The 11,889-nt window shown below is 62.2% G+C and carries 8 protein-coding genes; all 8 read left to right on the top strand.

Translation table 11 applies throughout. The features are described from left to right. The coding region (locus KGB29_RS09620; protein ID WP_223501000.1) for a hypothetical protein at nt 1-103 on the top strand (103 nt) is incomplete at its 5' end. A gap of 181 nt (nt 104-284) precedes the next feature. Beyond that, nucleotides 285-1,985 carry a choline dehydrogenase gene (betA, locus tag KGB29_RS09615; protein WP_150813782.1) on the top strand — a complete coding sequence of 567 codons (1,701 nt, stop codon included), beginning with the start codon at nt 285-287 and terminating at the stop codon, nt 1,983-1,985. 276 nt (nt 1,986-2,261) lie between these two features. Next, nucleotides 2,262-3,704 carry a TldD/PmbA family protein gene (locus tag KGB29_RS09610; RefSeq protein ID WP_057712977.1) on the top strand — a complete coding sequence of 481 codons (1,443 nt, stop codon included), beginning with the start codon at nt 2,262-2,264 and terminating at the stop codon, nt 3,702-3,704. Continuing rightward, on the top strand, nt 3,704-5,041 hold the full coding sequence (locus tag KGB29_RS09605) for a TldD/PmbA family protein (RefSeq protein WP_150813781.1): 1,338 nt from the start codon (nt 3,704-3,706) through the stop codon (nt 5,039-5,041). Before KGB29_RS09610 ends, KGB29_RS09605 begins: the two co-directional genes overlap by 1 nt. A 112-nt stretch (nt 5,042-5,153) precedes the next feature. Continuing rightward, nucleotides 5,154-6,602 carry a multidrug transporter subunit MdtD gene (gene mdtD / locus KGB29_RS09600; protein ID WP_223532187.1) on the top strand — a complete coding sequence of 483 codons (1,449 nt, stop codon included), beginning with the start codon at nt 5,154-5,156 and terminating at the stop codon, nt 6,600-6,602. 105 nt (nt 6,603-6,707) lie between these two features. Then, nucleotides 6,708-8,045, top strand: a complete 1,338-nt coding sequence (dbpA, locus tag KGB29_RS09595; RefSeq protein ID WP_263290324.1) for an ATP-dependent RNA helicase DbpA — start codon at nt 6,708-6,710, stop codon at nt 8,043-8,045. A 153-nt stretch (nt 8,046-8,198) separates the two neighbouring features. Beyond that, complete coding sequence (locus KGB29_RS09590) at nt 8,199-9,377, top strand: NAD(P)/FAD-dependent oxidoreductase (protein WP_090451865.1); 1,179 nt, start codon at nt 8,199-8,201, stop codon at nt 9,375-9,377. Between the two features lie 244 nt (nt 9,378-9,621). Then, nucleotides 9,622-11,805: a YccS family putative transporter gene (gene yccS / locus KGB29_RS09585; protein WP_090451867.1), complete on the top strand. Its 2,184-nt coding sequence runs from the start codon at nt 9,622-9,624 to the stop codon at nt 11,803-11,805. The last annotated feature ends 84 nt before the right edge of the window (nt 11,806-11,889 follow it).

The raw sequence follows: 11,889 nt of genomic DNA, 5'->3' as shown, positions 1-11,889 counted from the left end.
GCAGTCGGGTGTCGGCCGTGAGAACGGCATCAGTTCGCTGAACAACTTCACCCGCATCAAATCGGTACAGGTCGAGCTGGGCGATTACGTCTCGGTGTTCTAAGACCGAGACCTGTATTGCTCGCGAGGGCCTCTTCGCGAGCAAGCCCGCTCCCACAAGGGGCCAGTGGCGAACACAGATCCTGTGTACACCAGAGATCAAATGTGGGAGCGGGCTTGCTCGCGAATCGAGTGCGCAGCACTCGTCAGGCCAGACCTGACCAACTTCAAAGAGGGTGCATTCAATGTCCCAAGAATTCGACTACATCATCATCGGTGCCGGCTCTGCCGGTAACACCCTGGCGACCCGTCTGACCGAAGACGCAGGCGTCACCGTCCTGCTGCTCGAAGCAGGCGGCCCGGACTACCGTTCCGATTTCCGCACACAGATGCCGGCCGCCCTGGCGTTCCCGCTGCAAGGCCGTCGCTACAACTGGGCTTACGAAACCGATCCAGAGCCACACATGGACGGTCGTCGCATGGAGTGCGGTCGCGGCAAGGGCCTGGGCGGTTCCTCGCTGATCAACGGCATGTGCTACATCCGCGGCAACGCCATGGACTACGACGGTTGGGCAAAATTGCCAGGCCTTGAGGACTGGTCGTACCTGGACTGCCTGCCGTATTTCCGTAAAGCGGAAACCCGCGACATCGGCCCTAACGACTACCACGGTGGCGACGGCCCGGTCAGCGTGACCACGCCGAAAGCCGGCAACAACCCGCTGTTCCACGCCATGGTTGAAGCCGGCGTGCAGGCCGGTTACCCGCGCACCGAAGACCTGAACGGCTACCAGCAGGAAGGCTTCGGCCCGATGGACCGCACCGTGACGCCGAAAGGTCGTCGTGCCTCCACCGCCCGCGGCTACCTGGACGTCGCTAAGAAGCGTTCGACCCTGACCATCGTCACCCACGCCCTGACCGACAAGATCCTGTTCGAAGGCAAGCGTGCGATCGGCGTGCGTTACCTGGTCGGCACCGCCGAGGAGCGCGTTGAAGTCAAGGCGCGCAAGGAAGTGCTGCTGTGCTCCGGCGCCATCGCTTCGCCGCAGATCCTGCAACGCTCCGGCGTCGGCCCGGCCGAACTGCTGAACAAACTCGACATTCCGGTGGTCCACGACCTGCCGGGCGTTGGTGAAAACCTGCAGGATCACCTTGAGCTGTACCTGCAATACGCTTGCACCCAACCGGTCTCGCTGTACCCGTCGCTGCTCTGGTACAACCAGCCGGCCATCGGTGCCGAGTGGCTGTTCAACGGCACCGGCATCGGCGCCAGCAACCAGTTCGAAGCCGGCGGTTTCATCCGTACCCGTCCGGAGTTCGAATGGCCGAACATCCAGTACCACTTCCTGCCGGTAGCGATTAACTACAACGGCAGCAACGGTGTGAAAGAGCACGGCTTCCAGGCGCACATGGGCTCCATGCGTTCGCCAAGCCGCGGGCGCATCCAGGCCAAGTCCAAGGATCCGCGCCAGCACCCGAGCATCCTGTTCAACTACATGGCCACCGAGCAGGACTGGCAAGAGTTCCGCGACGGCATCCGCCTGACCCGGGAAATCATGCAGCAACCTGCACTGGACGCCTTCCGCGGTCGCGAGATCAGCCCGGGCATCGAGGTGCAAACCGACGAGCAACTGGACAAGTTCATCCGCGAACACGCCGAAACCGCGTTTCACCCGTCCTGCTCGTGCAAGATGGGCACCGACGAAATGGCCGTGGTCGATGGCGAAGGTCGCGTGCATGGCATGCAAGGCCTGCGTGTGGTCGATGCGTCGATCATGCCGATCATCACCACCGGCAACCTCAATGCACCGACGATCATGATGGCCGAGAAAATCGCCGACAAGATCCGTGGTCGCAAGCCATTGCCGCGCAGCACCGCCACTTACTATGTGGCGGGTGAAGCGCCGGTGAAGGGCAAGCCGGTGCGGGAAGTGAGCCAGATCGCTTAAGGCGTTACACCGCGTTACGGCTATTCGCGAGCAAGCCCGCTCCCACACTTGATCTCCAGTGGACACAGATTTTGTGAACACCCGGGATTAAATGTGGGAGCGGGCTTGCTCGCGAAGGGGCCCTGTCAGCCACCACCCCTCCCAAAGTATCTCCACTCTAGACCGCTCCACCCTTGATCCTCCCCCCTCGCAGGCCTAATCTAGCGCCACGCAATCGTTTCACCTATCCCCTCGCAGCACCGCTCCATCGCCACTCCATACCCAGGAGGTTCACGAATGTTCGATTTCTACCCCCAGCTCAAGCAGCGCTTCGCTGCCTTGCGCACGGGTGCTGAATTCTTTTCCCTGCGTTATGTGCGCGAATCCGGGCAGTACCTGTCGGTGCGCAAGAACGTCGCCGAACCACCGAGCCTGAGCCGTGACGAAGGGGCGATGCTGACCGTGCGGGTCAATGGCGTCGAGGCCTATGCAGCCACCAACGACCTGTCGCAACAGGGCCTGCAAGCCGCCCTCGAACGCGCCGAATTCCAGGCCCGTCGACTCAAGCCCCACGCCTTGCTGGACCTGCGCGAGCAGGCTGTTTCCAGCGACCGCGCCGATTACTTTTCACCCAACCTCGACCAGGCCTTCCCGTCCCTGAGCGACTGCTTCCAACTGCTTGGCACCGAGTCGGCCGCCGTGCCCAAGGACGAGCGCCTGGTGAACTGGCAGGTCAGCCTGGGTATCACCCACGTCGAGCAGATCTACCTCAACAGCGCCGGTGCCGAACTGCGCCAGGCCCAACGCTTTGTGTACCCCGGCCTGGACGTCACGGCCTACGACGGCAACGACAGCCAGACCCGCAGCCTTGGCCGCGAGAACTTCGGCCAGCAAGGCGCCGCGGACGTCATCAGCCGCTGCGGCCTGATCGGTGCCGGTGCCCAGGTGGCCGATCAGGCCCTGCAATTGCTCCTGGCGCCAAACACCCCGCAAGGCAAGCGCGACCTGCTGCTGATGCCCGACCAGATGATGCTGCAAATCCACGAATCCATCGGCCATCCGCTGGAACTGGACCGCATTCTCGGCGACGAGCGCAATTACGCCGGTACCAGTTTCGTCAAAGCCAGCGATTTCGGCCACCTGCAATACGGTTCCGGCCTGCTCAACGTGACCTTCGATCCCGACATCCCCGAGGAGCTCGCCAGTTACGGTCATGACGACGACGGTACGCCCGCCAGCAAACAGTTCCTGATCCGTGAAGGCCTGTTGTTGCGCCCGCTGGGCGGTGCGTTGTCGCAATTCCGTGCCGGCATGGACGGCGTCGCCAACAGCCGCGCCTGCGGCTGGAACCGCCCACCCATCGACCGCATGGCCAACCTCAATATCGAGCCCGGCGATCAGTCCATCGAACAACTGATCGCTGGCATCGAACACGGCGTGCTGATGTCGACCAACCGCTCATGGTCGATCGACGATGCACGCAACAAATTCCAGTTCGGCTGCGAATGGGGCCAACTGATCGAAAACGGCGAACTCAAGGGCGTGGTGAAGAATCCCAACTATAGGGGCATCTCCGCGCAGTTCTGGAAAAGCCTCAGCGCCGTCGGCGATGCCGGTACCCTCAAGGTCCTCGGCACACCGAACTGCGGCAAGGGCGAACCGAACCAGGTGATCCGCGTCGGCCACGCGTCACCGGCCTGCGTGTTCAGCAACGTTGATGTATTCGGAGGAGACGCCTGATGAATCCTTCAAACAGCCAGTCCGCGTCGTTCAAGGCGCTGGTCAACAGCCTGCGTGCAGCCCTGCAAGAGCCCGAGCAGTTCACCCTCAGCTACGCCGCCGAGTCGTCGGCCTTCGTGCGTTTCAACCACGCCAAGGTGCGTCAGGCCGGTCAGGTGCAGCAGGCGAGTATCGGCTTGAAGCTGATCAACGAAGGCCGCCATGCCGACCTGAACATCACCCTGGCCGGCGATCCCCAGGTTGATCTGCGACGGTTGACCGAAGGCCTGCAACAGCTGCGGGAAACCTTGCCGCTGCTGCCTCCGGATCCTTACTTACTGCTCAACCACAATGGTTGGCAGAGCAACAACGTGCAGTCGCATCCACTGCCGGACACCGAACAGGTGGTCGCGCAAATCACCCAGGCTGCCGACGGCCTGGATCTTGTCGGTTTCTACGCTGCCGGACCGATCAGTCGCGGCTTTGCCAGTTCTTCGGGTGCCTTCGGCTGGCATCAGGCCAACAGCTTCAATTTCGACTTCAGCCTGTTCCACGAGAATGGCCAGGCCGTGAAAGCCAGCTACGCCGGGCATGACTGGAACAGCGAAGGCTTTGCCAGACGCTTCCAGCAAGCCCGCGAGCAGCTTGAGTTTCTGGGCCGGCCGCTGCGCACTTTGGCGCCCGGCCAATACCGCGCCTACCTGGCACCGGCGGCGCTGGAAGAAATCATGGGCATGCTGTGCTGGGGGGGATTCTCTGCACAGTCGATTGCCAGCAAAAGCAGCCCGCTGCAAAAGCTCTACGGAGGCGACAGCGCGTTCAGCCCGCTGGTCTCGCTGGATGAAAAAGTCAGCGGCTCGCTGAGCCCGGCGTTTTCCGATGAAGGTTATCCACGCAGCGACCTGGGCTTGATCGTCGACGGCAAGGCCGGGGCACAACTGGTCAGCTCGCGCAGCGCCGCGGAATACGGCTTGACCGCCAATGGTGCCAGCGGCGGTGAATCACCGAGCGCGCTGAACATGAAAGCCGGGGCATTGCCTGACGCGGACATCCTCAAGCAACTGGGCACCGGGTTGTACATCAGCAACCTGTGGTACCTGAACTTCTCGGATCAACCGGCCGCCCGCCTGACCGGTATGACCCGGTTTGCCACGTTCTGGGTCGAAAACGGCGAGATTCAGGCGCCGGTCAACACCATGCGCTTTGATGACAGCGCCTTCAGCCTGCTCGGTTCGCAGCTGGAAGCGCTGACCGCAGAGCGGGAGTTGTTGCTGTCGGCTAGCACCTATAGCCAACGGGCGACGGCGTCGGCGTTGTTGCCGGGAGCGCTCGTGAGCCGACTGACCCTGACACTGTAAACGCAATACCTGTGGGAGCGGGCTTGCCCGCGAAGAGGCCATCAGCTTCAACATTGATGTTGACTGCCCCACCGCCTTCGCGGGCAAGCCCGCTCCCACAGGGTCCGGTTACATGACCACCACAAGAGGTCCCATGCCCAACCGCCCGCCTCTCGACGCCGTCACAGCCCGCTGGGTGCCGTGGGTCGTAGCCATCGCTTTTTTCATGCAGTCCCTCGACGGGACGATTCTCAACACTGCCCTGCCGGCCATGGCCCGCGACCTGGCCGAAGACCCATTGCGCATGCAGGGTGTGATCATCGCCTACATGCTCACGGTCGCCTTGCTGATTCCCGCTTCGGGCTGGATCGCCGACCGTTTTGGCACCAAGAAGATCTTCTTCAGCGCAATCCTGCTGTTCAGCCTTGGCTCACTGCTCTGCGCCCTGTCGAGCAGCCTGAGCATGCTGATCGGCGCGCGGGTGATTCAAGGGTTGGGCGGTGCTCTGATGTTGCCGGTCGGGCGGCTGGTGGTGTTGCGCGCCTACCCGCGCTCGGAGCTGGTGCGGATCATGGGCTTCATCACCATTCCCGGGCTGCTCGGCCCGTTGATCGGCCCGACCATGGGCGGCTGGATGGTGCAATACCTGACGTGGCACTGGATATTCCTGATCAACCTGCCGGTGGGGCTGGTCGGTTGCTACGCCGTGTGGAAGTTCATCCCGGACCTGCGCGGCACCGAGCGCACCCGTTTCGATAGCCTGGGCTTTGTGCTGTTCGGCGCGGCGATGATTCTGATCACCATCGCCATGGAAGGCCTGGGCGAATTGCACCTGCCGCACCTGCGGGTGATGTTGCTGCTGTTCGGCGGCATGGCGTGCCTGGCGGCGTACTGGCTGCGTGCCGGGCATATCGAAAACCCGCTGTTCGCGCCGTCGTTGTTCAAGACCCGGACCTTTGCCGTGGGCATTCTCGGCAACCTGTTCGCCCGCCTCGGCAGCGGCGCCCTGCCCTTTCTGGTGCCGTTGCTGCTGCAAGTGGCGCTGGGCTATTCGCCGTCCCAGGCCGGGATGAGCATGCTGCCGCTGGCGGCAGCGGCGATGATCGCCAAGTGGGTGGCGCGGCCGCTGATCGAACATCTGGGTTACCGCATCGTGCTCACCGGCAACACCCTGGCGCTGGGGATCATGCTGGCGAGCATGGGCCTGGTCAGCGAGCAGACGCCGTACTGGCTGCTGCTGTGCCAGCTGGCGATCCTTGGCGCGATCAACTCCTTGCAGTTCACCGCGATGAACACCGTGACCCTGATCGACCTCGACGATGCCAGCGCCAGCAGCGGCAACAGCCTGCTGTCGGTGGTCGCGCAATTGTCACTGAGTCTGGGGGTAGCCTGCGCCGGTGCATTGCTCGGCGGGTTCACGGCCGAGATCGGAAATGACGGCGTGGACACGGTTTTGGGCGCCTTTCAACTGACGTTTGTGACGGTTGGAATCATGGCAATGCTGGCCGCGACGATCTTTTCCCAGCTGTCACGGAATGACGGACGGCGAGTCAAACGTCCGGAAGAACACATAGAGCCTTAGGGCGAATGGCCACCGGACTGGTACACTGCGCGACATTTTGTTTTGCAGGCCAGTCCCGTGACCACCATCGCCACCGAATTTAATACTTTGCCGCTGTCCGCCGCCATGCTGGCTAACCTCGACTCCCTCGGTTATGCCCAGATGACGCCGATCCAGGCGCAAAGCTTGCCGGTGATCCTCAAGGGGATGGACCTGATCGCCCAGGCCAAGACCGGCAGCGGCAAGACCGCCGCGTTCGGCATCGGCCTGCTGAACCCGATCAATCCGCGTTACTTCGGTTGCCAGGCGCTGATCCTGTGCCCGACCCGCGAGCTGGCCGACCAGGTCGCCAAGGAAATCCGTCGCCTGGCCCGTGCCGAAGACAACATCAAGGTCCTGACCCTGTGCGGCGGCGTGTCCCTCGGCCCGCAGATCGCTTCGCTGGAACACGGCGCGCACATCATCGTCGGCACGCCGGGGCGCATCCAGCAGCACCTGCGCAAGGGCTCTCTGGTGCTCCACGGCCTGAACACCCTGATCCTCGACGAAGCCGACCGCATGCTCGACATGGGTTTCTACGATTCCATCGAAGAAATCATCATGCAGGCTCCGGAACGTCGCCAGACCTTGCTGTTCTCCGCTACCTACCCGGTAGGCATCAAGCAGCTGGCCTCGAAGTTCATGCGCAACCCGCAGCAGGTCAAGGCCGAGGCGTTCCACGACGACACGCAGATCGAGCAGCGCTTCTACGAGATTTCCCCGGATGACCGCATGAGTGCAGTGACCAAGGTGCTTGGCCACTTCCGTCCGGCCTCCTGCGTGGCTTTCTGCTTCACCAAGCAGCAAGTTCAGGAAACCGTCGATCACCTGACCGCCAAGGGCATCTCCGCCGTCGGCCTGCACGGCGATCTGGATCAACGTGACCGCGACCAGGTGCTGGCGATGTTCGCCAACCGCAGTACTTCGGTACTGGTGGCTACCGACGTCGCCGCCCGCGGCCTCGACATCGATTCCCTGGACATGGTGATCAACGTCGAGCTGGCCCGTGATTCGGAAATCCACATTCACCGCGTCGGCCGTACTGGCCGCGCCGGTGAGAAAGGCCTCGCGATCAGCCTGGTGGCGCCGTCCGAAGCACAGCGCGCCCAGGCTATCGAGCAATTGCAGAAGACACCATTGACCTGGGATCAGGTGGACAACCTCACCTCCAAGGGTGGTGGTCCGCTGTTGCCGCAGATGAGCACCCTGTGCATCGCTGGCGGCCGTAAGGACAAGGTTCGTCCGGGCGACATTCTTGGCGCACTGACCGGTGACGCCGGCATCCCCGGTGCCCAGGTCGGCAAGATCGCGATTTTCGACTTCCAGGCCTATGTGGCCGTGGAGCGCGGCGTCGCCAAGCAGGCCTTGCAGCGCCTGAACGACGGCAAGATCAAGGGCCGTTCGTTGCGCGTGCGCATTTTGTAAAACGATCTTCGACCCAACGAAGATCCCCTGTGGGAGCGGGCTTGCTCGCGAATGCAATCTGTCAGTCGATCTATCAGGTGACTGATACACCGCTTTCGCGAGCAAGCCCGCTCCCACATTGGTTTTGTGGTGATACATCAAGAGGACACCGTTTTGCGCTCTACCGAAGTCGTGATCATTGGCGCTGGCGCCGCAGGGTTGATGTGTGCACTGACCGCCGCCGGGCGCGGGCGCAAGGTGTTGCTGCTCGACCATGCCAACAAGGCCGGCAAGAAAATCCTGATGTCGGGCGGTGGCCGCTGCAATTTCACCAACATGTACACTGAACCGAGCAATTTCCTCTCGCAGAACGCGCACTTCTGCAAATCCGCCCTGGCCCGTTATACCCAGTGGGATTTCATCGGCATGGTGGCCAAGCACGGCGTGCCGTACCACGAGAAAAAACTCGGCCAGTTGTTCTGCGATAACAAATCCAGTGACATTCTCGAAATGCTGCTCAACGAGTGCGATCAGGTCGGCGTCAGCCTGCACCTGGACACCTCGATCCAGACCATCGAGAGGCTTGAGAAGGGCTACTTGCTGGACACGACGCTTGACCAAATCACCTGCGAATCCCTGGTGATCGCCACCGGCGGCCTGTCGATCCCGACCCTGGGCGCCACCGGTTTCGGCTATCAAGTGGCCAAGCAGTTCGGCCACGAACTGCTGCCGACCCGCGCCGGCCTGGTGCCGTTCACCATTACCGATCAGCTCAAAGCCTTGTGCACCGAGTTGTCCGGTACGTCGGTGGATTGCCTGGTGAGCTGCAACGACCAGAGCTTTCGCGAGAACATCCTGTTCACCCACCGCGGCCTCAGCGGCCCGGCGATTTTGCAGATCTCGTCGTTCTGGGAATCCGGCGATACCGTCGAGATCAACCTTCTGCCGGATCACGACGTACCGAGCTGGCTGCAACAGCAACAGGCCGAACGCCCCAACAGCGAGCTGAAAACCCTGCTCGGTGAAATCTTCACCAAGAAGATGGCCAACCTGCTGGCGGACAACTGGTTCGTCTCCAAACCGATGAAGCAGTACACCCACGCGGAACTGGCCGATATCGCGGAAAAACTGGCGAGCTGGAAAGTCGTGCCGGCGGGCACCGAAGGCTATCGCACCGCCGAGGTGACCCTGGGCGGCGTCAACACCAATGAAGTGTCGTCCAAGACCATGGAATCGCTGAAGAGCCCGGGGCTGTACTTCGTCGGCGAAGTGCTCGACGTGACCGGGCATCTGGGTGGGTTCAACTTCCAGTGGGCGTGGGCATCGGGCTACGCGGCTGCGCAGTACGTCTGATCGCACACAAATCAAAATGTGGGAGCGGGCTTGCTCGCGAAGGGGCCATAACATTCAACATCAATGTTGACTGAAAGGACGCTTTCGCGAGCAAGCCCGCTCCCACATTGGATCCGTGATGATTTGCAGATTGTATTCACACAAGGAAGGAACAGATTTTGCTGTCTGATGTGATCGACGCCATTGCGTCGGCGTCATTAGTGGCTCAATTTAGCGTCATTGCCTCGGAAGGCCTTCGCATTTCATGTCATCGACTTCGTTCCGCCAGTCTCTGCGTCGCCTTTGGGCGCTGGATAAGTTCAGCTACAGCGTGCGGGTATTCATTGCCCTGACCGGCACCATGGCGCTGTGTTGGTATCAGGATGAAATGGGCCTTCTGATCCCGTTGTTCCTGGGGATCATCGCCAGTGCCCTGGCCGAGACCGACGACAGCTGGCAGGGCCGTCTCAACGCACTGGCGGTGACGCTGGTGTGTTTCGCGGTCGCCGCCCTCTCCGTCGAACTGCTCTTCCCCTACCCCCCACTGTTTATCATCGCCTTCGCCCTGGCCGCGTTCTGCCTGACCATGCTCGGCGCCCTCGGCGAGCGCTATGGCGCGATTGCCTCGGCGACGTTGATCCTTTCGGTCTACACCATGATCGGCGTGGACCAGCGTGGCGGTGCGGTCACCGACGTCTGGCACGAGCCGATGCTGCTGGTGGCCGGTGCTGCCTGGTACGGCTTGCTGTCGGTGTTGTGGCAGGCGCTGTTTTCCAATCAGCCGGTGCAGCAGAGCCTGGCGCGACTGTTTCGCGAGCTGGGCTTTTACCTGAAGCTCAAATCCTCGCTGTTCGAGCCGATCCGGCAGATGGACGTGGAGGCGCGGCGCCTGGAGTTGGCCCAACAGAACGGCCGCGTGGTGGCGGCACTGAACGCCGCCAAGGAGATCATCCTGCACCGGGTCGGCAACGGGCGCCCGGGGTCGAAAGTCAGCCGCTACCTCAAACTGTACTTCCTCGCCCAGGACATCCACGAGCGTGCCAGTTCGTCGCACTACCCGTACAACGCCCTGGCCGACGCCTTCTTCCACAGCGACGTGCTGTTCCGCTGCCAGCGCCTGTTGCGCCAGCAAGGCAAGGCCTGCCGGGCCTTGGCCGAATCGATCCAGATGCGCCAGCCGTTCACCTATGACGCCAGTTTCGCCGAGGCCCTGAGCGACCTGGATGCCTCTCTCGAACACCTGCGCATCCAGAGCAACCCGGCCTGGCGCGGTTTGCTGCGTTCACTGCGGGCACTGGCGGCCAACCTCGGCACCCTCGACCGCCTGCTCAGCGATGCCAGTAACCCCGACGCCCTGGCCGACGCCACCGACAGCAGCCTGCTCGACCGTTCGCCGCGCAGCCTCAAGGACGTGTGGCTTCGCTTGCGCACGCAGCTGACGCCGACCTCGCTGCTGTTCCGCCATGCCCTGCGATTGCCCCTGGCCTTGAGCATCGGCTACGCCATGGTGCATTTGATTCACCCGTCCCAAGGCTACTGGATCATCCTCACTACGCTGTTCGTCTGCCAACCGAACTACGGCGCCACTCGCCGCAAACTCGGTCAACGGATCATCGGCACCGCCATTGGCCTGACATTGGCCTGGGCGCTGTTCGACCTGTTCCCGAACCCGCTGATCCAGTCATGCTTCGCCATCGCCGCCGGGGTGGTGTTCTTTACCAACCGCACCACCCGCTACACCCTGGCGACGGCGGCAATCACCCTGATGGTGCTGTTCTGCTTCAATCAGGTAGGTGACGGTTATGGACTGTTCCTGCCACGGTTGTTCGATACCTTGCTCGGCAGCCTGATTGCCGGGCTGGCGGTGTTCCTGTTCCTGCCGGACTGGCAGGGCCGACGCCTGAACAAAGTGCTGGCCAACACCCTGGCCTGCAACAGCATCTACCTGCGCCAGATCATGCAGCAATACGCTGCGGGTAAAAGCGACGACCTGGCTTACCGCCTGGCCCGCCGCAACGCGCACAACGCCGACGCGGCACTGTCGACCACACTGGCCAACATGCTGATGGAGCCGGGGCATTTCCGTAAGGAGGCGGATGTGGGCTTCCGCTTCCTGGTGCTGTCACACACGCTACTCAGTTACCTGTCGGGTCTGGGCGCGCACCGGGAAACCCAACTGCCGACGGACGTGCGTGAACATTTGATCGAAGGGGCCGGAGTGAAACTGGCCGCCAGCATCGACGAGATCGCCCAAGGGCTGGCGAGCAAGTCTTCGATTGAAATTCAGAGCGATGAAGAAGAAGCACTGGCCAATGAACTGGAACAGATGCCTGATGAAATCGATGAGGGGCAGCGGTTGGTGCAGACGCAACTGGCGCTGATCTGCCGGCAGTTGGGGCCGCTGAGGACGTTGGCGGCACATCTGATCAAGGACACCAGTGAGGATTGAGATCTGTGGTGTCTGGGCGGGCCTCATCGCGAGCAAGCCCGCTCCCACAGGGGGCTCTGGTGTTCACAAAACTTGTGTCGACTG

Source organism: Pseudomonas sp. BF-B-30, from assembly GCF_019956305.1.
Taxonomy (GTDB): Bacteria; Pseudomonadota; Gammaproteobacteria; order Pseudomonadales; family Pseudomonadaceae; genus Aquipseudomonas; species Aquipseudomonas jessenii.
Note: the sequence above shows the minus strand (reverse complement) of the source record. Positions and strands in the feature narration are given on the sequence as shown.

Bases quoted from the DNA above. Each gene is read 5' to 3' on its own strand.
- betA (WP_150813782.1), top strand. From the start codon at position 285: ATGTCCCAAGAATTCGACTACATCATCATCGGTGCCGGCTCTGCCGGT.
- KGB29_RS09610 (WP_057712977.1), top strand. From the start codon at position 2,262: ATGTTCGATTTCTACCCCCAGCTCAAGCAGCGCTTCGCTGCCTTGCGC.
- KGB29_RS09605 (WP_150813781.1), top strand. From the start codon at position 3,704: ATGAATCCTTCAAACAGCCAGTCCGCGTCGTTCAAGGCGCTGGTCAAC.
- mdtD (WP_223532187.1), top strand. From the start codon at position 5,154: ATGACCACCACAAGAGGTCCCATGCCCAACCGCCCGCCTCTCGACGCC.
- dbpA (WP_263290324.1), top strand. From the start codon at position 6,708: ATGCTGGCTAACCTCGACTCCCTCGGTTATGCCCAGATGACGCCGATC.
- yccS (WP_090451867.1), top strand. From the start codon at position 9,622: ATGTCATCGACTTCGTTCCGCCAGTCTCTGCGTCGCCTTTGGGCGCTG.